At 54.1% G+C, this 21,903-nt stretch carries 23 protein-coding genes; 11 read left to right on the top strand and 12 right to left on the bottom strand.

From position 1 onward, the window contains the following. Together EJD88_RS23465 and EJD88_RS23460 are read left to right on the top strand one after the other, a co-directional pair. A complete protein-coding gene (locus tag EJD88_RS23465; protein ID WP_064361037.1) occupies positions 1-606 on the top strand; it encodes a hypothetical protein in 606 nt (201 codons plus the stop codon). Continuing rightward, positions 599-2,059, top strand: a complete 1,461-nt coding sequence (locus tag EJD88_RS23460) for a site-specific integrase (protein WP_064361038.1) — start codon at positions 599-601, stop codon at positions 2,057-2,059. Before EJD88_RS23465 ends, EJD88_RS23460 begins: the two co-directional genes overlap by 8 nt. Positions 2,060-3,032: 973 nt before the next feature. Here the strand turns inward: EJD88_RS23460 and EJD88_RS23455 are convergent. From EJD88_RS23455 to EJD88_RS23450, 4 genes are all read right to left on the bottom strand, one after another. After that, positions 3,033-5,246: a hypothetical protein gene (locus tag EJD88_RS23455; protein WP_010203400.1), complete on the bottom strand. Its 2,214-nt coding sequence runs from the start codon at positions 5,244-5,246 to the stop codon at positions 3,033-3,035. A 94-nt stretch (positions 5,247-5,340) separates the two neighbouring features. Next, entirely contained in the window at positions 5,341-5,508 is a 168-nt protein-coding gene (locus EJD88_RS27050; protein WP_010203399.1) for a hypothetical protein, read from the bottom strand. Positions 5,509-6,026: 518 nt separating this feature from the next. Beyond that, on the bottom strand, positions 6,027-6,242 hold the full coding sequence (locus tag EJD88_RS27335; RefSeq protein WP_007246723.1) for a hypothetical protein: 216 nt from the start codon (positions 6,240-6,242) through the stop codon (positions 6,027-6,029). Between the two features lie 18 nt (positions 6,243-6,260). Next, a complete protein-coding gene (locus EJD88_RS23450) occupies positions 6,261-6,668 on the bottom strand; it encodes a hypothetical protein (RefSeq protein ID WP_038448081.1) in 408 nt (135 codons plus the stop codon). A gap of 547 nt (positions 6,669-7,215) precedes the next feature. Between EJD88_RS23450 and EJD88_RS23445 the strand changes: the two genes are divergently transcribed. The 5 genes from EJD88_RS23445 to chrA all read left to right on the top strand — a co-directional run bounded on the left by EJD88_RS23445 (position 7,216) and on the right by chrA (position 11,198). Next, positions 7,216-7,896, top strand: coding sequence for a competence protein CoiA (locus EJD88_RS23445; RefSeq protein ID WP_033898335.1), 681 nt, complete (start codon positions 7,216-7,218; stop codon positions 7,894-7,896). A 191-nt stretch (positions 7,897-8,087) separates the two neighbouring features. Beyond that, a complete protein-coding gene (locus tag EJD88_RS23440) occupies positions 8,088-8,297 on the top strand; it encodes a hypothetical protein (protein WP_033898334.1) in 210 nt (69 codons plus the stop codon). Then, positions 8,294-8,770 (top strand): hypothetical protein, encoded by a 477-nt coding sequence (locus tag EJD88_RS23435; RefSeq protein ID WP_032894812.1) that lies wholly within the window; start codon positions 8,294-8,296, stop codon positions 8,768-8,770. The genes EJD88_RS23440 and EJD88_RS23435 overlap by 4 nt, the downstream gene beginning before the upstream one ends. A gap of 132 nt (positions 8,771-8,902) precedes the next feature. After that, positions 8,903-9,847, top strand: a complete 945-nt coding sequence (locus tag EJD88_RS23430) for a chromate resistance protein ChrB domain-containing protein (RefSeq protein WP_032894813.1) — start codon at positions 8,903-8,905, stop codon at positions 9,845-9,847. Beyond that, a complete protein-coding gene (chrA, locus tag EJD88_RS23425) occupies positions 9,840-11,198 on the top strand; it encodes a chromate efflux transporter (protein WP_032894815.1) in 1,359 nt (452 codons plus the stop codon). Before EJD88_RS23430 ends, chrA begins: the two co-directional genes overlap by 8 nt. A 96-nt stretch (positions 11,199-11,294) precedes the next feature. Here the strand turns inward: chrA and EJD88_RS23420 are convergent, their stop codons facing one another. Next, positions 11,295-11,447 carry a YHYH domain-containing protein gene (locus tag EJD88_RS23420; RefSeq protein WP_223656464.1) on the bottom strand — a complete coding sequence of 51 codons (153 nt, stop codon included), beginning with the start codon at positions 11,445-11,447 and terminating at the stop codon, positions 11,295-11,297. Positions 11,448-11,701: 254 nt separating this feature from the next. Between EJD88_RS23420 and EJD88_RS23415 the strand changes: the two genes are divergently transcribed. Further along, the gene (locus tag EJD88_RS23415; protein ID WP_158879137.1) at positions 11,702-13,012 is read left to right on the top strand and encodes an MFS transporter; all 1,311 of its coding nucleotides are present in this window, start codon (positions 11,702-11,704) and stop codon (positions 13,010-13,012) included. Positions 13,013-13,052: 40 nt separating this feature from the next. On the opposite strand, the gene EJD88_RS23410 is transcribed toward EJD88_RS23415, so the two are convergent. The 4 genes from EJD88_RS23410 to EJD88_RS23395 are packed head-to-tail and all read right to left on the bottom strand — an operon-like array spanning position 13,053 to position 15,686. Beyond that, positions 13,053-13,796 (bottom strand): TraX family protein, encoded by a 744-nt coding sequence (locus EJD88_RS23410; RefSeq protein WP_158879136.1) that lies wholly within the window; start codon positions 13,794-13,796, stop codon positions 13,053-13,055. After that, complete coding sequence (locus tag EJD88_RS23405; RefSeq protein WP_158832388.1) at positions 13,793-14,230, bottom strand: YqaA family protein; 438 nt, start codon at positions 14,228-14,230, stop codon at positions 13,793-13,795. Before EJD88_RS23405 ends, EJD88_RS23410 begins: the two co-directional genes overlap by 4 nt. A 12-nt stretch (positions 14,231-14,242) precedes the next feature. Beyond that, positions 14,243-15,379, bottom strand: a complete 1,137-nt coding sequence (locus EJD88_RS23400; protein ID WP_158879135.1) for a nickel/cobalt efflux protein RcnA — start codon at positions 15,377-15,379, stop codon at positions 14,243-14,245. Positions 15,380-15,386: 7 nt separating this feature from the next. Continuing rightward, positions 15,387-15,686, bottom strand: a complete 300-nt coding sequence (locus EJD88_RS23395; RefSeq protein ID WP_032894820.1) for a metal-sensing transcriptional repressor — start codon at positions 15,684-15,686, stop codon at positions 15,387-15,389. A 689-nt stretch (positions 15,687-16,375) separates the two neighbouring features. On the opposite strand from EJD88_RS23395, the gene EJD88_RS27635 reads away from it, so the two are divergent. From EJD88_RS27635 to EJD88_RS23380, 3 genes are all read left to right on the top strand, one after another. Beyond that, positions 16,376-16,708: a transposase gene (locus EJD88_RS27635; RefSeq protein WP_083376067.1), complete on the top strand. Its 333-nt coding sequence runs from the start codon at positions 16,376-16,378 to the stop codon at positions 16,706-16,708. Further along, the gene (tnpB, locus tag EJD88_RS27330; RefSeq protein WP_009684097.1) at positions 16,705-17,040 is read left to right on the top strand and encodes an IS66 family insertion sequence element accessory protein TnpB; all 336 of its coding nucleotides are present in this window, start codon (positions 16,705-16,707) and stop codon (positions 17,038-17,040) included. Before EJD88_RS27635 ends, tnpB begins: the two co-directional genes overlap by 4 nt. Positions 17,041-17,101: 61 nt before the next feature. Next, positions 17,102-18,637, top strand: coding sequence for an IS66 family transposase (locus EJD88_RS23380; protein WP_083376068.1), 1,536 nt, complete (start codon positions 17,102-17,104; stop codon positions 18,635-18,637). Between the two features lie 33 nt (positions 18,638-18,670). Here the strand turns inward: EJD88_RS23380 and EJD88_RS23375 are convergent, their stop codons facing one another. The 3 genes from EJD88_RS23375 to EJD88_RS23365 all read right to left on the bottom strand — a co-directional run bounded on the left by EJD88_RS23375 (position 18,671) and on the right by EJD88_RS23365 (position 21,647). Next, positions 18,671-19,204 carry an NUDIX hydrolase gene (locus EJD88_RS23375; protein ID WP_083376069.1) on the bottom strand — a complete coding sequence of 178 codons (534 nt, stop codon included), beginning with the start codon at positions 19,202-19,204 and terminating at the stop codon, positions 18,671-18,673. A 92-nt stretch (positions 19,205-19,296) separates the two neighbouring features. Then, the gene (locus EJD88_RS23370) at positions 19,297-20,148 is read right to left on the bottom strand and encodes a universal stress protein (protein WP_083376070.1); all 852 of its coding nucleotides are present in this window, start codon (positions 20,146-20,148) and stop codon (positions 19,297-19,299) included. An 11-nt stretch (positions 20,149-20,159) separates the two neighbouring features. Further along, positions 20,160-21,647: a SulP family inorganic anion transporter gene (locus EJD88_RS23365; protein ID WP_083376071.1), complete on the bottom strand. Its 1,488-nt coding sequence runs from the start codon at positions 21,645-21,647 to the stop codon at positions 20,160-20,162. Positions 21,648-21,903: the final 256 nt, after the last annotated feature.

The raw sequence follows: 21,903 nt of genomic DNA, 5'->3' as shown, positions 1-21,903 counted from the left end.
ATGGGTAAGCCTAGATCAGAAATTCAAGTTCATAATGAATCAATCAAGGCGCGGCAGGTTCTGTTGGAAGATGTACTTTCCGATATAAAAAAATACGCCTTAAATGAGATTGTCATTGCTGCTCTAAAAAATCAGGGCGCTTTGGCTTCCCTTTCTTATAAATTCGATCTGGCTGGACAGCAATACGCGATTGACTCTACAAGTCTGAACACTCTCAAAAAGAAATCTGATGAACTGCTTGGTCATCACGGTTTTGCAGGGCTAGAGCGTCTTAGGGGGGTGGCTAAAGATGCAGTTGCTGCGTATGCCGGAAAGGACAGCAAACCCACCAAAAAGACCAAGTACGGGTTGGAGCAGATTAATAGCGAGTTGGAATGCGCAGTGGTCGCACTACGCCGCTCTAATTTCAGGTTGCTCCAAGGGCTTTCCGCTGCTATCTCAGGCATCAAAGAAACCAGGGATGGTTCTAGTGAGGCTGTTAGAAATAAAAGCGCCAGCGAAGCTATAAATGCACTGCTGGCAATAGTCTCGCTTAATGAGTCTCCTTTTGATGTGATCCCGTCTCACGAGAATATCCAATCTTTAAAGGTGGTGCGGGGTGAGTAATTTCCCTGAGCGTAAGCTTTATTCAGTGATTCCTGAGCTTGAGTTGTTTGACCACAACGCACTGGGGAAGCTTGTGACTAGGGATGCGAGCAACCTGACATTCATCAATTGGCCAAACGGGGCGCCCTGTTTTAGCGCGAATCTGTACATGCTGTCCCTTACGGTTCGGCCCAATAGGATGAAGCGTAAGGGGTTAGCCCGTGCGGGCAGAAAAGGTGGGACGATTGGTGAATACGCTCAGAAAATCAGTCAACTGGTGAGATTCTGTTATGCTTCAAATATTGATTTTATAGATCTATCAGATAATGATTTTACGCGTTTTATTCATCATCTAGGGACGGAAGTTGACCCCAAAAATCTTCGTGAGAAGAGGAAAGCCACACTCACGGTTGTAGACGTTGGGACTGTATGCATAGACTTCCTGAAGTACATTGGCGGGCTTTATGAGCAGCCCAATTTCGTCGCGACTGGAGGGCGAATAAAAGTTACTGAAAATGTTACGGTGAAGAAAGATAAGCGTGGTCGTGATTATGCTGTGCATAGCGTGTGGCATCACGCATTTCCACCTGGTGGTAGGAGGCACGAGCGGAATGCAATTCCAGCTGTTCATATCGACCAGCTCAGGAAAGCTGTTGATGAAATGGGTGGCTCGCGTTTCATCAAGATTCGACGGCATGCATTTATCTCAACTTTGGAAAACTCTGGAGCTAGGCTGTCAGAGGTGGCGAGTCTTAAAGTAGTAGATGTCCTGGCCGCGTATAAAATGAAACATCCTATGCTAAGGTTTATCACGCTAAAGGGTGACGATAATGAGGAAAGAGAAGTACCCGTAAATAAGATGTTTCTCAATGAGCTGGTATCATACATTGAGTTTCACAGGGATAAAATTGTAAGAAATAAATTTTCCAGTTTTAAAGATCATGGTTTCGTCTTTGTATCATCATCAACCGGAACTCCGATTTCAGAAACCTCCCTGGGCAACGAGATCGGTTCAGTGCGCAGGTTTGCTGGTATCGAGGAGCAGGCCTGCGCACACATGTTTCGCCACTCGTTTATCACGAATTTAGTAATGGAGTTCGTGCAGCGGGATAGATATAGGCGTGCCGGAGATTTTGAAGTCAGGTTGCTTTCTGATGAGAGCTATCTTGAGGAAGTTAAGATGTATACCGGTCAGAAATCAGTTGCGACTGTCATGGGCTATGTGCATGCGGCATTCAAGCAGATTGAGGGATATAGCACTACAGTTAGCAATGTTTTCCTAATGCGAGCCATGGAGCAGTTCGATAAATACTCTCGCAAACTCCGGGCTCAGCTCGGCTCTACCCTTACAATTCAAGAGTATAACGTAGAGATGGAGAAGCTTGAGACTTTAAGGGATGATGACTTTGCACGTGAGCTTGCGAGAGAGAAAACGGTCAAAGGAATCGCTCCGATTCTGCCTGGCCACGAATGATTCGATGAATTCTGGGACGAGTGTTGAGATACCATTGTTCATTACCAATGGATTCAAGCCTTAGGCTGTAGGTCAGGAGAACGTTTTGCTGCTGCTTTCACGCCTCTGGAACCTTATCAGCCCCGACCGCCGCCCAGAGTGGGAGAAAGCGCGTGAACGCGAGTTCATCCGGGTGGCGAACTCCTTGAACACCCTCAAGGTGACACCAGAGGGCGGAATGTCCATCGATCCTGAAGAACTCCGCGATCAGATAATCGCCTCACGTGAGCAACTCAAGCATCTCGTCCACACACCTGGTGCGCCTGGCAGGTCATTAAAAGCAGCGGTACACGTCACGGTGGATCAGGAAGAGAGTCCTACCTTAGAGGCTCCGGTGAGCGCATTGGACTGTATGGAGGTGGTAGTTTGGCGTCGGCTCTCTAGTGGCGCTGCTGTGCGCTACGTGTGCCTCCAGTCTACAAGTACGGGGCGATTCGCTGTCGCTACAGCCAGTCTGTTCACAGAAGCGATAGAGAGTCTCCCGACTTGGGTCGACGGCAATACCAACAGGCAAATCGCGAATGCCCTACAGCTCGGTAAGCTCCACTGGTACGCGACTGTGAGCGAGGCTATGGATGCATGGAATGCGGAGCTCTGATGACCCTGAGTTTTCGGTCACGGCGTGCCCCTGCGGGTAGCGGCTGTCGTGAACCGAGCCTTGGCAAAGCCTGCGTCTCGGCCCTTCGGGCTTTCATCCCGCACGCCTGCGCGCTCCGCTTGCGGTATGCAGAGATCAGTTCCTCCCTGGACAGTGCCTGTAGCTCGCACATTCTGATCCATTGAAAAGTCAAACGTGAGTCTGGCACTGGCTTTCTGAAGGGATAAACGCCCAGATTGGATGCAGGCTGAGAAAAGGGCATTCACCAGTGCGGTGAACAGCTTGATAGGAGTGAACCCGACCGAGGGCGATGCCCTGAAGCCGGGTTTATTCGGATTAAGCGAGCACAGCAGCGGGTTCCGCCGTATCGTCACCGCCTCCCTGTGCCGCTAGATCAGGCGAAACCAGACCTTGGGAGGAAGGGGCATAAGGGTAAAAAGCTTCAAACTTGTCATACGGGAAGAGTGACTGAATTTTGTACACGGCGTTTGTAAGAAACTGAGTCTTCTCTATATCGGCGTAATCACCGCTGTACCTTCCAGAGAAGAAGTTGACCTCCCAATAGCCAGCCTTTGGCCGTATTTCTCCCGCAATCCGAGCGGCCTGCATCCCAGTCATACTTGGGTGACCGAGCTCATCAGGTTTTGGAATGTCCTCAGCGACGAATAACACGCCGTCCTTACCTATGGCCCAGATAAGCTTACTCTCAGAGGATGGGTCGTTAGCCACTGAATCGGCCACTTTCTTGTAGGCCTCGTGAACATCAACCAAACGGATTTGTTGCGGATCCCAGAATTTTTTCGCGGTCTTGTTGGTGCCTTTTCCGTTCCGCGAGACCTCGTTCTCTTTAATGTGGTTGGGCGCACGCAATGTCCCATACATGCTATTGAGATGACTTTCGTAGTCATCTCGGCGCTGCTTCACAGCCCTGGTGAACGCCGGGAAGAAGTGCTGATCATCTAGACCGGCGATCTGGCTCTCCTGCCCCTTGAAGCCGGCCAGCATCGCATCTGCATAAATTGGGTCATGAATGTAAATGCCAGATACAGCGTTGCCCAAGGGAATGTCAGTCGCATCCAAGAACACCTGGAAAGCACACTCGGAATCCCAGTAGACATCAATTTGCCACTGTAAGCGTGCGAGGCTGCCAGTCAAGAAACTGAGTTTTTCCTTACGCCAGCGAATCATTCTCTCTTCATCGAGGGTGTAAGTACCCAACACGTCATTGACCTTGCGGTGGGTGTAATGTTTACGGACATCGTCTCGCGCTTGAGCAATCGATGCCAGTTTGATCTCGTACCTGACCGAAGGAACCGGGATCTCAAGCAGAGGACACATTTCATCTTCCAGGTATCCCAATACCTGATCACGAATACGCTCTGCTGTGCCATGAGCGAACTTGAAGTCGATGCGCGTCTTTCTATCTGCCGGGATGATCGAGATATCTGGAACAATAATCTCATGGGGAGCCACCCAGTTAGTGGCATCCGGTTCTCGAATGGACATCGCCAGCCCCCAACGACCTTTTACGGCCTCAGGAGTGGATTCCCCGAAAAATTCGTCAAGCATGACCATTTCTGCTCGTGCGTACGGCCCGAGTCGGTCGTCATGAACGTATACCCATTTCGAATCACCCCGGAAGTCATAACCAAGGGCGGTAATTGCGTGCCCAGCTTTGACGTACTCACCAGCTTCGTTGGGTTCCACGCCGTATACTTTTCCCGTCAAAATGACGGGCAGGTTGCTATTAATGTGAGCAACGAGGGACTCTCGGAAAGATTCAGGAGTTGATTCCTCAAGGCTATTGTTGTGATATCGCAGCCCCTCAATATCAAGCGTTCGCTGGATCTGCTTATTGGTAAGCTCTTTATTTGGGAATCCATTACTGGAACCGTCCACAAAATTCAGGGCGGCGGTGGTGATCTCACTGCAGGATTTAATGTCCTTAACACTACGACCAGGCGAACTGTGCAACGCTGTCCAAATGGCGGTGGTAGCACACGCGGCAACCACCTTGTCCTGTTCTTGGAATGCAATTGAGTCGATTGTCAGCTTGATGCCAAAGAGATTCACATCATAAGGCTTGTCAATTTTCTTCTTGCCCACACCTCGGTCACCACTGACACGAAGGCAGGTTTTCCCCACGAATGTCCTGGTGAGAGGTTTGATAACCATGAAACCGAGGTAGTGCGACTGGAGTTGCTCTAGAGTTTTTACAGCATTGTCATCCTCAGCATCATCTAACATTTCTCCCACGTCACCCGCCAGTAGAGCGTCGAGCCGCTTGTGAGTCAGATCGCAACTGAAGAAGTGAAGCCGAGCGCACTTGTAGCCATCGTTGCCGAAACGCCCCAGGTAAAAACGCGAGTAGTCCTCGAGGAAGTCTCGGTCGATGTATTCGTGCTCAAGCAGGATGCTTCCTACCGTCTTCTTACCCTTCGGAATCTCGGGCATGAAGGACTTCAAGTAGTTATAGATGTACTTGATCTGAGGTTTTTTGAAGATGTCAGCGTGATCATAGCCGTATGGCTCATGAATCAACGCTGCCATCGTCGCCTCTTCGAAGCTGGTGATGAGGTATGGAGTCATTGTGATCGCGCAAAAAAAAGCAGCCCATTAGGCTGCTTTCGGATGAAGGGATTTATTAGAGGCTGCAGGTCTTGGCAAGCAGCGTCGCAGTGACTTCTTGTTTAGCGAATTCACGTGCCAGACGGTGGTTAGTCGCGGCCATGCGATCACGAGCCGCCTTTAGGCTGGCTTCATGAGAACCGTTACGGTTACGGGCCTCTTCGATCATACGCTCAAGAGTCATAGCTCCATCCTCTAAGAATTTTGTTCCACGGTGCATCAACGAATTCCAATGCGCGACCACTGCTTTCAATGGAAAAAAACGTAATACTGCCTCGCTAGCAAAAGCGGTGCGGATTATCGAGCTCGTTCACCAAGCTTCACAAGCAGTACCTGCCGTCAGCCGACAAGCGGCTTTACGACTATAGTTCAGACTTGGCGAAAGCCCCCAAGGTTCAATAAACAAGCAGCCTCAGAACTCGGCAAACGGCAGCCCCGTCACAGCTCCGCTTCTCAGGAACGCCATTAAGGCTCTTCTCCTGCTAGTCGTTACCATAGCGACTAAAACCTCCATCAGGGAGGTGGCCAAGCTGGGCGAAAAATCGTTGATAACCGAGTATGGCATATGGCAATCACCCACTTAAAGTGTATTTTGCCGTTATTTTCGCCCCGTTATAGGGCGCCGGAGCGACGTTTTTTGAGTCTTCCATGCTCCCAGTCAGCGTTTGCTCGTCTGAATGGAAAGGATAGCCGACTAAAGGCTCAGTTATGCGTCGGCCCCCATGGGCCCCACGATGGCGGATTCTTAACGATGTCGATTGAGGTGCTGAGCTCGTCCTGCATGTGTTCAAAAACTCTGTCGAGACTTGGATGAGCTTTCGACTCTCGCAGGGCATTCACTAACGCCAATAGCTCACGCCCTTGAGCCACCGGCATTTGGATGTCGCAATACACGGTGTCATCGCTGTCTCGTTCCACGTCTATTCTCCGTCTGCATCAATCCAGCTTGGGCTTACTTCTGGCAGTTCTGTGTGCCTCGAGGTGCTGCATCTCTGATTCCCAACAAGCCAGGAATTTATACCAGTCCGCAGCGTAAGGCCCATCTAACAATCTGGTCGACCCGATACTCGCCTGATTGAAGCGCTCCCTCCAGGGCTGGGGGATAGTCTGCTCCAAAATGATGTCGATTCCGGAGTTGTGATGCTGCAGCGTGACACAATCCCGAAGCTGGTTGAGATCAAGTGCCTTGTCAGCATTGGGGGAGTATTTCCGTTCTTGAAGGTCAAGGTCATCAAGGATGGATAAGGCATCGAACGCCTTCGAATCGCCTGGAGATATGTGCGCAAGTATCCACAAAGCCTTTCGTCTCTTGGCCTCCAGTTCGCGCAGTTCATCGTCGGGCATTTGAGTTACCTCTTGTTGGCGTTGATGGCGTGCCGCCTGCGGCGTCAGGCTGCCGTAAATCGAGCCCCGCCAAGGCGTGTCTCGACCCTGCGGGCTCGCATCCCTCACGCCTGCGCGCTCCGCTTGCTTGGTGTTTGCGTCTCTGTGAAACATAGATCGTAACGCACCCTCCCTCGTGACTCGCAGCGGAGCATCGCTATTCAGAGCGTTCTGTTATCGTTCTAAAAGTAATTTAGTCGCTCTTAGCCATCAGCCTTCTGGGGAGCCGAGAATGGACACGACTCGACGCGTACCAGGCAGAGCCTACCAAACGGTTCGCGATCCCGAGCGTCTGCTCATTGAAGAGCGCGCCGAAGCTCTATCTGCTGCAGGCTACCCGCTGCCAGATGATGATCCGGCTATGTACGCTGAGCAATTGTTGAAAGAGGCCAGAGCGACACGACGACTACCGTGTTCAGATATTTGTCTTTCGTCCTGTGGGTCACAAGGTACTGACAACTAGGAAGTTAAGAGCTACCGCCCCTCATTTTTATCATCAAGGAAGAAAATGAAATACTCATTGCTTGAAGGCGCTCGTGTAGAGGCCACTCCAAAAGCACGTGGTGTTTGCAGTTTTTGTGGTTCCCAGACTGTCGCTAAATGCGGGAACCATGTCGTCTGGCATTGGGCTCATAAACGTTTGGACAATTGCGATCCGTGGTGGGAAACGGAAACGGCATGGCATCGCGATTGGAAGAATATGTTCCCAACCGAGTGGCAGGAAGTTGTGTTGCAAGCGTCCTCAGGGGAGAGACATATAGCAGATGTCCGAACGCCTTCAGGGATGGTTATTGAGTTTCAGAGATCGACGATACATCCTGAAGAGGTAATCGCGAGGCAAAACTACTATCAAAATATGATCTGGGTGATCGATGGCACGCGGACTGAGTTCGACAGGTACAACTTCAGAATGGGTTTGTCGAAAGTGTCGGAGAATGGACTGGCTTCATTTAGCTGGCATTCCCGCAGCAAGCTTTTTGCTCGCTGGTGGGTTTCCAAACCCGTGTTCATCGACTTCGGCCCCGATTTCGGTATATGGCGCGTCTTAAGATTCGATCCGACTCAAAAACGTGGAGTGGTGGCTTACACTCACAAGGAAAAGCTGGTCGAATGGATCACCAACGGCACCACCGATTTTAGCTTCAATGGAGGCCCGGCCTCTGATAAATCCGGTACGGCGGGTCAATAAAAACCGACCAAGTGTCTAGCGGGCATCTCTGTCCTTCGGGCTTCTTGCTGTTCTAGCTTGCAAATCAAACACCTTGAGACTACTTAGGGACGGGACGCTCATAAGGTGCTCTCAGGGTATGCCTATACCCGCAAGACACTTGCTGACTCATCATCGAGCTATGCTGGGTCGACATCAAGGAGTCCATGTAGATGCCCAGTGAATACTCGCTATCAGATGTGCTGGAAAGGATGTACCAAAACCAGCTGGCCCTTGAGGCTGCGCTCATGGAGCTGACCCTCCAGGTGGAAGCCCAGGGACATGCGGAAGTCGGCGACAACGTCCGTGGTGCGCTTTACACAATTGGTGAGAACGCTGGTCATATCAAACAGGGGCTGGCCCGGCTCAAAACACTCCCATGAACCAGCCGCTTTTCGATTTTGATCTCAAACGCGTTTCCCGCACGCACTACATCACTGGCAAAGCTGCGATCAATTTTCCAGATCCAGGTAGTACAACGGGAGGATGGCATTTCCTGTCTTACTTCGACCGAAAATCCGGCGTGGCCAAGGTGTCCTTGGCAGGTATTCATTATCCAGATACGACCGATTTCTTTGGAGACGCTGGACTCATCGACGTAACCGACGAGCTTGCGATGAGAGGCTGGTCAGAAGACGGCAAAAGGCTGTTCATGGCGGATCACTACCGTGCCGCAGCAGACATGATTATTAAGTGGGCGGTAGGTGACGCCAAACGCTGCAACGTCGAAATCGCTGATTGGTTCCCTTCAACATGCGAAAGGCAGGGATTGTTGGTGATGTTGGATTTAGGGAAACCGGTGCTTTTACGTAGAGGAAGGTTGCAAAAAATGGAAGCTTGGCTTCGCTCGCAATGACCACCGCAAGTCTGCGTGTCTGTTCCTTCTTCCGAATGCCCTCTGAACAACTGCTTTTGTTGAGCACCGCTTCCCAAGCCTTGCAGCAAGGAGTAGCGTAGCGATTACTACATATCGAGTAGATATTCCTACATGAAAAATTGGCTCGCATTGATCCTTGGCTTACCCACCGCCAACGCCACCGAGCGCATGCGAGCCTGGCGTGCCTTGAAAGCTTCAGGTGCCGCTGTACTCCGTGACGGTGTTTACCTGCTCCCTGATACCAGCGCTTGCCGCGAAGCTCTGACTTCTGTCGAACGAGACATATTGGCCATCAATGGCACCGCCTACCTCCTGCCTGTAGTTGATCCCAACGGTGAGCGCTTTATCGAGTTTTTCGACCGCAAGGATGACTACACCAAACTTGGTGGAGAGATCGAAGGCTGCCGTGAGCAGTTGAATGCTGAAAATGCGCTGGCGACGACCAAACAAATCCGCAAGCTGCGCAAAGCCTACGATCAGATAGCGAGCATCGATTACTTCCCAGGTGAACCAAAGCACCAGATTGATGCGGCTCTACAGGAGTTAGAGACGGCAGTCAGTAGAGCCCTGTCGCCGGATGAGCCGCACAGCAGTAATCAACCGATATCGGTACTCAATCTCAGCGATTATCAGGGCCGTATCTGGGCAACGCGTAAACGTCCCTGGGTCGACCGGCTCGCCTGTGCCTGGTTGATCCGCCGCTTCATCGACCCGCAAGCTCAGATCGTCTGGCTGAACACTCCACAGGACTGCCCAGTCAACGCCTTGGGGTTTGATTTTGATGACGCAACCTTCAGCCATGTTGGTAACCGCGTCACCTTTGAAACCCTACAGGCCAGTTTTCAAATCCAGATACAAGGTCTAGGTCGCATTGCTGCCCTTGTGCATTACCTCGATGTTGGCGGTATTCAGCCGGTGGAGGCTGCCGGGATTGAGCGGGTGCTTGCTGGGCTGCGAGAGACCATTTCCGACGACGACCAACTTCTGGCTGCCGCGAGCGCCATCTTCGACGGCCTGCTCGCCGGGTTTGTGAAAGAGGAGCAACCCAATGAGTAAAGTTATGGCACCAGAGGTTGAAGCGAATCCGTTGAGGCCTGAACAGATTAGTCTGCGTGAGGCGTTCTGGTTCTGGTTGAAGCTCGGTTTCATTAGCTTCGGCGGGCCTGCGGGCCAGATCTCGATCATGCATCAGGAGTTGGTGGAGCGGCGACGCTGGATTTCAGAACGCAGATTTCTACATGCCCTCAATTACTGCATGTTGTTGCCAGGGCCCGAGGCTCAGCAATTGGCGACTTACATTGGTTGGCTGATGCATCGAACGTGGGGAGGCGTGATCGCCGGCGCGCTGTTTGTACTGCCCTCACTATTCATCCTGATCGCGCTGTCGTGGATGTACATCGCGTTCGGCGAAGTACCCGTGGTAGCCGGACTTTTCTACGGCATCAAGCCCGCCGTGACGGCCATCGTGGTGCAGGCGGCGCATAGAATCGGCTCTCGGGCACTGAAGAATAATTGGCTGTGGGCGATAGCAGCGGCTTCATTTGCCGCCATCTTTGCATTCAATGTTCCGTTCCCGCTGATCGTCTTAGGGGCAGCGTTGATTGGCTATTTCGGGGGGCGAATGGCACCCGAAAAATTCAGAGCCGGTGGCCATAGCGCCGCCAAAAAATCCTTCGGCCCGGCCTTAATCGATGACGACACGCCGTCCCCCGAACATGCTCGGTTCAGCTGGTTGAAATTGGCCTCACTCGCACTGATTAGTGCCGTGCTATGGGCTTTGCCGATGGGTGTTTTGACCGCGCTCTTTGGGTGGGAAGGAACCCTGACCCAGATGAGCTGGTTCTTTACCAAAGCTGCATTGCTGACCTTCGGCGGGGCTTATGCCGTACTGCCGTATGTCTATCAAGGCGCAGTCGGTCACTATGGCTGGCTAACCCCGACACAGATGATCGACGGCCTTGCGCTGGGGGAAACCACGCCAGGGCCGCTGATCATGGTGGTGGCTTTCGTCGGCTTCGTCGGGGCCTATGTCTCGCAAGTGTTCGGGGCTGATCAGGTGTTTCTGGCCGGAGCTGTCGCAGCTGCCCTGGTGACCTGGTTCACCTTCTTACCTTCGTTCCTGTTCATCCTTGCGGGTGGCCCTCTGGTTGAGTCGACCCACAACGAACTCAAGTTCACTGCACCGCTTACCGCCATCACCGCCGCCGTAGTTGGGGTGATCCTCAATCTGGCGTGCTTCTTCGGGTATCACGTGCTTTGGCCGAAAGGCTTCAGCGGTAACCTCGACTGGCCCTCTGCATTGATCGCCATCGCAGCCGCAATAGCATTGTTCCGCTTCAAGCGCGGCGTCATTCAGGTACTGATGGCCTGTGCGCTCGCTGGTCTGGCAGTACATCTGTTGCGCTAGCGATCACGAGCGGATTAAACAGCGTCCGTCAGACACCCAGAGATCTGAAGTGACCAGCTCACACCAAAGCCCAGCCTGACGCTGGGCTTTGGCCATTTAATGGCAGTGGTAGTCGTTGGTTTTATGGTTGCGATGGCAACCTTTTGAATCAGTACCGCCGCTGTGTGCGAAGGCAGCAACGGACGTAATCGAAAGTAAAGCGGCGATCAAAATGGCGGACAGTTTCATCAGGGCTTGCTCCTTGCTCATATTTTATATCCGTGAGAGGTCTCACGCCCGGCAGCGTATGGCTAAGTGCCTTCACTGAGCAAGCTACTTCTCCGGAGACTCGATCAAAGGTCGAATGCTTATTTCTTGAGCTACTTCTGGCTCTGGTTTAGGATGAATTCATATCCCCCTAGGGGGGATATGAATTCATCTGAAAACGAGAAACTCGTAGTTCTTTTATCTTCGGGAAATCTCAGTAACCAGATAGTCGTACGCGCTTCCTTTTGAGATTTCTCATGCTGAAAATCCTAGCCAACCGAACCTATCGCCATCTTTTCCTGGCTCAGGTGATTGCACTCTTAGGGACTGGCCTTGCCACCGTCGCGCTCGGTTTACTGGCGTTCGATCTAGCAGGCGCCCAAGCAGGTGCCGTTCTCGGCACGGCGTTGGCTATAAAAATGACGGCCTATATTGGCGTAGCGCCCATTGCAGCGGCTTTTGCAGAGCGCCTGCCTCGCAGAGCCATGCTGGTCTCGCTGGATCTGGTGCGGGCGCTGGTCGCGCTTGCTCTCCCGTTTGTGACCGAGGTTTGGCAAATCTACGTGCTGATTTTCGTCCTTCAGTCCGCATCGGCAGCGTTCACTCCAACGTTCCAAGCGACCATTCCAGACATCCTGCCGGATGAAGACGACTACACCCGTGCCTTGTCGCTATCGCGTCTGGCTTACGATCTCGAAAGTGTCGCGAGCCCGATGCTCGCTGCCGCGCTCCTGACGGTGATCAGCTTCCACAGCCTTTTCGCCGGCACGGTCATCGGCTTCCTCGCTTCTGCCGCCCTAGTCGCCACGGTGTTGTTGCCAAAGGCGAAGCAAGTACCACGACGCAGCATCTATGAACGAACTACTCGTGGCATGCGCATATTCCTAGCGACGCCCCGCCTGCGAGGGCTGCTGGCTCTCAACCTGACGGTAGCGGCTGCCAGTGCCATGGTCATCGTCAATACCGTGGTGATGGTTCAGTCGCGCTTCGCTCTGCCTCAAAGCTCAACGGCATTGGCGCTGGCTGCGTTTGGTGGTGGTTCCATGATCTCGGCCCTGGTCTTGCCTCGCCTGCTGAAAAACATCAAAGACCGAACGGCCATGTTGTTTGGCGGAGGAATACTGGTCGTAGGCTTGGCCGTCGGCATCAACCTGACCACCTACAACTTCCTGCTGCCGCTGTGGATGGTGCTCGGGGTGGGCTATTCGCTGGCCCAGACTCCGAGCGGTCGCCTGTTGCGTCGCTCGGCACATGCCGAAGATCGCCCGGCGTTGTTTGCCGCCCAATTTGCGCTGTCCCATGCTTGCTGGTTGATTACTTATCCACTGGCGGGATGGCTGGGAGCCAACATCAGCCTCACGGCGTCGTTTGTTGGCCTCGCCGTGGTGGCAGGCAGTGCACTACTGGTCAGCATCGTGATCTGGCGCCCAGCTCATGATCAGGAGTCGATCAAACACACCCATGAGAATCTGCCGGGCGATCACGCACACATCGACGGCCAGGACGGTGTGGATCACGAACATCCATACGTGATCGATGATCAGCATCGCCGATGGCCCAACAGATGATCGTGAGTTCCTAGGGCTTGCTAAAGCTGGTGACCGGTATTCAGACCAGCAACCGTAGCGCTTGCAAAGCGGCAAGGTGGCCCGGATAGAACCAATATCCCCATTGCCGCACCGGCCAGACCTTGAAGGTGAAGGTCTGACGCAGTAGCCAGAGTCCTATCAGCGGCGCCGCGAACGCGGTGCTCAACGCCACCATTGAATAGACTTCCAAGTCCAGCGCCCTGGTTACGATGCTACTTCGAGTATTGCTCATCAGGCATAGAGCCGCTGGCAGCAGCCAAAGAACACCGGGGCCTTTGATTGCTATTAAGACAGCCGCTGGAACAAGTGCACCGTAGAATCCGTACATAAGTGGATCATCCAGCACGTAGGCAATCGCGGCGGCCAATAATGCCATAGCGCTGCTCAATAGGGTGCGATGTTGCCATCCCCAGGCAATCACCAGCCCCAATGCCAGCGTCACCAACACATTGAATGATCCTGAGGTGCTGATGTAGCGGTAAGGCACTTCTGATATGACGGCGAACAAGAGCATCAACGCAAGGTATCGAACGTTCGCAGTAGTCAGCAATTCCCCCTGTTTAGAGCGTGCCACGTTTGCCGCAATGGCGACACAGAACAGCGGGAATGAAAGCCTTCCTGGAATGAACAGGTTGCTCATTTCCGGCCAGACCAATCGTAAGTGATCGATAACCATGGTGAGCATTGCCAGCCATTTGATCAGATCCAGGCTGGCGTTTCGGCTCTTGAGTGAAGAAGGCGGATTTGTATGAGCAGTCGTCATGTCCATCCCAAAGTGACGGCGGTCAGCACGAGATAACGCATCCCCTTGGCCAGGGTGACAATCAACAGGAAACTCCAGAGCGGCTCGCGCATGACTCCAGCGACGACTGTCAGCGGGTCGCCAATGATGGGCACCCAGCTCAATAACAGTGACCAGCGCCCGTAGCGCAGATAGGACTGCTGGGCTTTTTCTAACTTGCTCTCGCTCACGGGGAACCAGCGCTTGTGGCGGAATCGCTCAACGGAACGGCCCAGAAGCCAGTTCAGTGCGGAGCCAAGCACATTGCCAACAGTGGCTACCGCCAATAGCGTAGAAACGACGTACCGGTCGGAGAGCAACATCCCGACCAGCACGGCTTCAGACTGCATTGGCAATAACGTCGCGGCACCGAATGCCGCCACGAACAGACCAATGTAGCTCGTAAGTTCAAGCACGAAAGACTTGCCTCAAGCGTTCAGGCCGATCCAGCCATGGAAACCCACGTACAGACCAACACAAATGATCAGCACGCTGGACAGGTACGGAGCACGACGAGCCACGGTGCCCAGCCAAGGCCAACGGTTGGAGGCCTGCTTAGCACCAATTGCCGCCGCAGCACCTACAGTGACCAAGGTGAGCGCCAATCCGATGCTGAAACACAGGACAAGCATGCCTCCCAGCGCAACTTCTTTAACCTGAAGACATAGCAACAGAACGGTGATGGCTGCCGGACAAGGAATCAGACCGCCAGTCAGGCCGAACATAACGATCTGGCCCGTAGTGACCTCGCGATTGGTGAAGCGCTTGCGGATATCGCTGGCATGCGCACGTTCATGCGCATCCTGGTAGCCATCATTCGACAACTCTAAGCCTTCCAATTCGGAATGAGCATGCCCGTGATCGTGTTCCTGATACTGGAGATCGTAATCATGGGAGTGATCTGCATGTCCAAGACTCAAGCGAGCACTGAACTCATGTGGTTCCGGAATATCGACCGTCGACTCCAGGAAGCCGTCGCGCTCAACGAAAGAGAACGATTGGCTGCTACCGTCGGGACGAGTAGTCATCAGGCGAACATCTGAGGCAGCCCAAGCGTGCCCGGTCAGTGTCTTCAGGCGCCAGTGCGGTGGCATGCCTTCCTCGAAGATCGACAGCTCGATGCGGCCATGGCCGGTATCGATTCGATGGGTCTCGTCATGATGACCATGGTCGTGCTCGCCGTGGTGATGATCATCACCTTGCTCGAACTTGAACATCTGCTCGCCGCGCCAAGTACGCCAGAGCATCCATAGCGCAATCACGATAATCAGTGCAGAAGAGGCAAGCTGGAAGTACGGCTCAGTGGTTTGCGCATCCAGGCCTTTGCCCAGGTACATGCCGCCGATGGCGACCAACCACACCACTGCGGTATGCGACAACGTCGCGGCCAAACCTAACAAAACAGCCTGTTTGACCGAGCCACGGATGGCCACGATGAAGGCCGCCATCATGGTTTTGGAATGTCCCGGCTCCAGGCCATGCAAGGCGCCGAGCAGGATCGCGCTCGGGAAATACAGCCAGGCGTGAGCCCCGCCTTGTTGCAGCAGTTCAGCAAAATTGGGCATGACAGACCTAGAGGTACTTGGTGATTTGCTTGAAAGCTTCCAGTGGTGCGCGTTCGCCATTGCCTAGCGCCGAAACGGTGTCCTCCAGGCAGTGATCAATGTGATCCTGGATGAGCGTACGTTTGGCCTGGCACACTGCTTTTTCAACCGCATGCAGCTGCTGGGCGATGTCCACGCACTCACGACCCTCTTCGATCATGGTGATGATGCCGCGTAAATGCCCATCCGCCCGTTTGAGACGTTTGATGATCGCCTCATGACTTTGGTGGGTGTGGGGATGGCTGTGTTCGTGTTCGTGCTCACTCATGACTTGAGCCTCAGGCCTCAATGAATTACGCTGGCATCCTATCCCCCCTAGGGGGATCCGGTCAAACGCGTAAAAGCCCTATAAACCGAGTTGAAACCCTAACGCCATGTTCAGCAGAACACTGACAACTACGGTGGTAATCGCGCTTGCTCTCGCCATATTGGTGGCTTGGGCCGGGCATACCTATTCGTTATCAGTGGCGTCGAAACAGCCAGCCTGGGAGATCACGCAAGACGCCCATCACTCCCACGGCGAAGAGGCTTCATCAAGCTATTCGAGTCTTTCAGATCACTACCATTCGCCATTGACCCCTGATCACCAGCACGAAACACCGCAACTCACAGCGGCGTTGATGCTGGCGACATCCCCGATGCTATCCATCCGGGTCGATGCGCTTCGACACTCTGTTCCCCTGCCGCCGATATTCTTGATCGAGCGTCCACCCCGTCCTTCGTTCGCATCTTGACCTTGGCCGCACTACGGCCTTCGATCTCTGCAACATAGGATTGATATATGCATTCGTACTTGATGAGCGGCGTCGGCGCGATTACTGCGCCTTTGCACCGCCCCGTATTGCTGTTGTTTTGTAACCGTCCGGCCAACTCACCTTCCTGACCCCGACGCCAAAGGCGATGGTGTCCACCTAATTTAAGTGGACACCATTTCTAGCCTTTTAAGCGGGTCTTTCCATGCAGTCACAACGCCGTTCCTATTCAAAATCCTTCAAGGCCCAAGTTGTCCAAGAGTGCGCCCAGCCCGGCGCATCGATTGCCAGCGTCGCGCAGAAGCACAGCCTTAACGCGAACCTCGTCCATAAATGGATTAGGGTACTCACGAACAAAACCATGGCGCTGCAACCTGCTTTCATTCCAGTGCCCTTGCCGCTAGCCGGAGGACATTCGCAGGCAGCTTCATCGAGTATCTGCATTGAAATCCAGCACCCGCGTGGCACCGTCAAAGTGAACTGGCCGACCGAAAGCGCTGTCGCCTGTGCCACCTTTCTGCGAGACCTATTGGTATGATTCGGATCGATGCCATCTGGCTTGCCACCGAGCCTATGGACATGCGCGCCGGTACCGAGACCGCGCTGGCCAGGGTGATCGCGGTGTTCGGTGTGGCGAAGCCGCACTGCGCATACCTCTTCGCTAATCGCCGTGCCAACCGAATGAAAGTCTTGGTGCATGACGGTGTGGGCATTTGGCTGGCAGCGCGACGATTGAACCAAGGCAAGTTTCATTGGCCCGGCATCCGTCACGGATCGGAAGTCGAACTCGATAACGAGCAACTTCAAGCCTTGGTACTGGGTTTGCCGTGGCAGCGGGTCGGCGCAGGCAGCGCGATCACAGTGCTTTAGCCCCTGCCATTAGCCCATCGGTTTATCGCTGTTGACGACCTGCTCTGACACAATCAGCGGCATGACTTCCTCGCCCAATCTCGACCAGATGACACCGGAACAGCTGCGCGGCTTGGCCGAACAGGCTATGCAGTTGCTGTCCCAGGTCGACTCCATGAGCCAGAAAATCCAACGCCTCGAAACGGTCAACGAGCAACTGGCTCATGAAATCGCCATCCTCAAGCGACACAAGTTCGCCAAGCGCAGCGAGCAACTGAGCCCCGACCAAGGCAGTCTGCTCGATGATCTGCTCGATACCGATATCGCAGCTATCGAAGCCGAGCTGAAGGCAGCCAATCCGCCGGCCGCACCGGCCGAGCCACGTAATAAGCCCAAGCGTGCACCACTGCCGCCGCAGTTTCCGCGAACCGTGATCCGTCACGAACCAGAGAATACTCAGTGCGTGTGCGGCTGCCAGCTTCAGCGAATCGGCGAAGACGTCAGCGAGAAGCTCGATTACACTCCGGGCGTGTTCACCGTTGAGCGGCATGTGCGTGGAAAATGGACGTGCCGTCAGTGTGAAACACTGATCCAGGCGCCTGTACCGGCCCAAGTGATCGACAAGGGCATCCCGACCGCAGGCCTGTTGGCCCACGTGATGGTGGCGAAGTTCGCCGACCATTTACCGCTGTACCGGCAGGAGAAGATTTTTGGTCGGGCCGGACTGCCCATCGCCCGTTCGACACTGGCGCAATGGGTCGGACAGACCGGTGTGCAGCTCCAGCCTCTGGTCGATGCGCTGCGTGAGCATGTGTTGGCCCAGGGCGTGATCCACGCCGATGAGACCCCGGTTCAGATGCTCGCACCAGGCGAAAAGAAAACCCACCGCGCTTACGTGTGGGCCTATAGCACCACGCCTTTCTCGGCCCTCAAGGCCGTAATCTACGACTTCAGCCCCAGCCGTGCCGGCGAACATGCGCGTAACTTCCTGGGCACGTGGAACGGTAAGCTGGTCTGCGATGACTTCGCCGGCTACAAGGCCAGCTTCGAGCTGGGCATCACCGAAATCGGCTGCATGGCCCATGCACGCCGCAAATTCTTCGACCTGCATGCAGCCAATAAAAGCCAGTTGGCGGAGCAGGCGCTTCACTCGATTGGCGGGTTGTATGAAGTCGAGCGACACGCCAAGGAAATGAGCGACGAAGACCGCTGGCGATTACGTCAGGAAACAGCGGTGCCCATCGCTGAAAAACTGCATGAGTGGATGTTGGCCCAACGCGAACTTGTGCCCGAGGGTTCGGCCACGGCCAAGGCCCTGGATTACAGCCTTAAACGCTGGGTAGCGCTGACGCGCTACTTGGAAGATGGTGCTGTACCCATCGACAATAACCAGATCGAGAATTTGATCCGGCCGTGGGCGCTTGGGCGCTCGAACTGGTTATTTGCCGGGTCGCTGCGCAGTGGAAAAAGGGCGGCGGCAATCATGAGCCTGATCCAGTCGGCGCGTATGAATGGGCACGATCCGTATACCTATCTCAAGGATGTGCTGATGCGGCTGCCGACACAGCGGGCGAGCGAAATCACGCAATTACTCCCGCAGCATTGGATGCTTGCCTGAGACAGGCTAAGTGGACTTCGCCAAATAGTCAGCTCAAAGGCTGACTTGTATCAACAATTCGGAAGCGACTTTTCTCAGCATATAGGTTTCGCGCAGAATTGATTGCCCCATCGAAGACTCGTGACGCTGCATAACGGCTTCATTGTGCGTGATGGCTTCATGCAGGTTGATCCAGACAGGCCGCATACCATTAGCGATTTCGTGGCTTTCCATTCTCACGGGCTCTAGCTGGGGCGCTACTTCGCATTGATAAAAATGCGAGGTCATGTGCATCAGATCGTACTGTGGCCCCCAGTAGGGCCGGTACTCCTCAATGTAACCGTAGTGCTGGAGCACCTTTATGTCACGAGCACCAGTCTCTTCCTCAAGCTCACGCTTCAGGCCTGTGACAATGTCCTCGTCACCATCAAGGCCGCCTCCAGGAAAGCTGAAGTCGTTATAGCGCTCGGTGAACAGCAACAGGATCTGTTCATCCCGCATCACGATGCCGCGTGCTGCATGTCGACGGAATACTCTGCCCTGTTTGGATTTCAGCTCGGGGTGAACAATTTCAGTTATGAGTTGCATGTGGTCTCGTTACGGCAAAATCAGTTAGTCATCGTCCAGGGTGGCCACGGCATTTCCGCAGTTCTGGAAATACTGTGGCCAGTGGAACTGGCTCAGCGAAGCAGCAATACGGGTAAAGTGGATGTTCGCAGCATCGTCGTGGTCGTGCTGCCTACCAGAAACTGCCTGATGCGTGAGTGCCCGTACGCCCCCATGACCAAGAGGTCAATGCCGTGCTCTGCCTGATACGCATGAAGTACCGACTCTACTTCGCCTGGGCGGATCTCGGCATGCACTAGCGGGCCAGAAGAGGCAAGTGTGGTTCGTGCTTTCTCCAGCTCGTTCTGGTTTTCTTCAGAGTCCGTACCAACCATGACGATATGAATTGGCAGGTCTTCGCACAGCGGGCTTGAAGCAAGCATCTGTACGGTCTTGTGGCCTGTAGCGCTGCCGTCAAATGCCACCATGATCGTTTCAGGTTTCCTGAAATGGCTGGTTGTAATCAGGATGGGGCGGTGGATTGTTCGGACTACCGCTTCAATCTGGCTGCCAAGACTTTGGGCACTGCGCGTGCTGTCCTCACCGACTCTTCCAATCACCAGTAATCGAATATCGTCTTGGAGATCGCTCAGGCTCTCGACGAGATGGCCATGGCGCTGCTTCAGATCAGGTGACATGGCGCCAGAGATGACTGTTCGCTCGCGAGCTTTTTCAAGCATGTGCTGCCCATGCTCCAAGGCCAGTTTTGCACGCTGCGCATCCAGCGTGGCCAACTCTTCCAGTAGATGTTCTCTGCTACCGAGACCGATATTGCCGCTGAGGTCAGCGGATGCAGGATATTTTTCCCTATCCAGCACATGGAGCAAGGTCAGGGGAGCGCTGAGTCGTTGCGAGGCCCATGCTGCGTAATCGCAGACCGCCAATGAGGATTGTGAGTTATCAATGCATGCCATTACGTGGGTCATTGTCGTTCTCCTTAGTGGCTCATGAGCTTGTCGATGGCACCGGGTTTGTCATGCACGCCGAAGCGGTCAACGATTGTTGTGCTGGCTTCATTGAGACCGAGCACTTCAACCTCAGCGCCTTCACGGCGGAACTTGATCACGACCTTATCCAGCGCTGCGACGGCGGTGATATCCCAGAAATGCGCTTGTGTGAGATCGATGGTGACTTTGTTGAGCGCTTCCTTGAAGTCAAAAACTTCAGTGAACTTGTCCGCAGAGCTAAAGAACACCTGGCCCACGACGCGGTAAGTCCGATGCGATTCCGTCTCTTCCAAAGTGCTCTTGATATCCAGGTAGTGCCCAACCTTATTGGCAAAGAACAGCGAAGCCAGCAGCACACCTACCAGTACGCCGTAGGCTAGGTTGTGAGTGGCCACGACGACCACGACGGTCGCCACCATGACGAGGTTGGTCGACAGCGGATGCTCTTTCAGATTGCGCAAGGAATCCCAGCTAAAGGTGCCGATGGACACCATAATCATCACAGCCACGAGTGCCGCCATAGGGATTTTGGAGAGCCATTCGCCAAGAAATACCACCATCAGCAGCAGGAAAACGCCGGCACACAATGTCGAGAGACGGGTGCGGCCACCAGATTTCACGTTGATGATCGACTGGCCGATCATGGCGCAACCTGCCATGCCGCCAAGCATGCCGGCAGCGATGTTGGCCACACCCTGGCCTTTGCACTCGCGGTTTTTGTTGCTGGTGGTATCGGTCAGGTCGTCGACGATGGTCGCGGTCATCATCGACTCCAGTAGGCCTACAACTGCCAGCGCAGCGGAGTAAGGAAAGATGATGCGCAGGGTTTCAAAGTTCAGCGGCACTTCAGGCCACAGAAAAATCGGCAGCGTATCCGGCAGTTGGCCCATGTCCCCCACGGTACGGATATCTAGCCCCAGATAAATGGCGATGGCAGTCAGGGTCAGGATGCACACCAGTGGTGAGGGAACCAGCTTGCCGATCTTAGGTATATACGGAAACAGGTAGATGATTCCAAGGCCCGCTGCGGTCATCGCGTAGACGTGCCAGGTCACGTTGGTCAATTCAGGTAACTGCGCCATAAAAATCAGAATCGCTAATGCGTTCACAAAACCCGTGACCACAGAGCGAGAGACGAAGCGCATCAGCGAACCTAGCTTCAGGTAACCCGCGAGGATTTGAAGTACCCCACAGAGCAACGTGGCTGCCAGCAAATACTGAAGTCCGTGCTCTTTAACCAGAGTGACCATGAGAAGTGCCATGGCGCCGGTAGCCGCCGAGATCATGCCGGGACGACCGCCGACAAAGGCAATAACAGCACAGATACAGAAGGAGGCGTAAAGTCCGACCTTTGGGTCAACGCCGGCGATGATGGAAAAGGCGATGGCTTCAGGGATCAGCGCAAGTGCGACTACGAGCCCCGCGAGCACATCTCCACGGACGTTGGAAAACCACGTTTGTCTAAGTTTTTGCAGCATAGAAAATATCCAAGGCAAAGCATCGCGCACGCCAAGGGAATGGCGAGCGAATCGATACAAATTCAAATTTTGAGGATTTTTTTGCTGTGTGCTTAAGGCGTATAACCAGGCGTACAGCAGTGCGCACCCGCGAGCGAGGCTAGCGGAAGCAGGTTGTTGCGAGGGGGCGTAGCGCTAAGGCGGCGTAGGCTGCCAGTAGATCGTTTGGAGTACAGTCATGCTGATGTTCCTGTAGCTCAAGGGGTATGCGGAGCAG

The organism is Pseudomonas sp. PB105 (assembly GCF_009764655.1).
In the GTDB taxonomy this organism is placed as follows: Bacteria; Pseudomonadota; Gammaproteobacteria; order Pseudomonadales; family Pseudomonadaceae; genus Aquipseudomonas; species Aquipseudomonas cyclaminis.
Note: the sequence above shows the minus strand (reverse complement) of the source record. Positions and strands in the feature narration are given on the sequence as shown.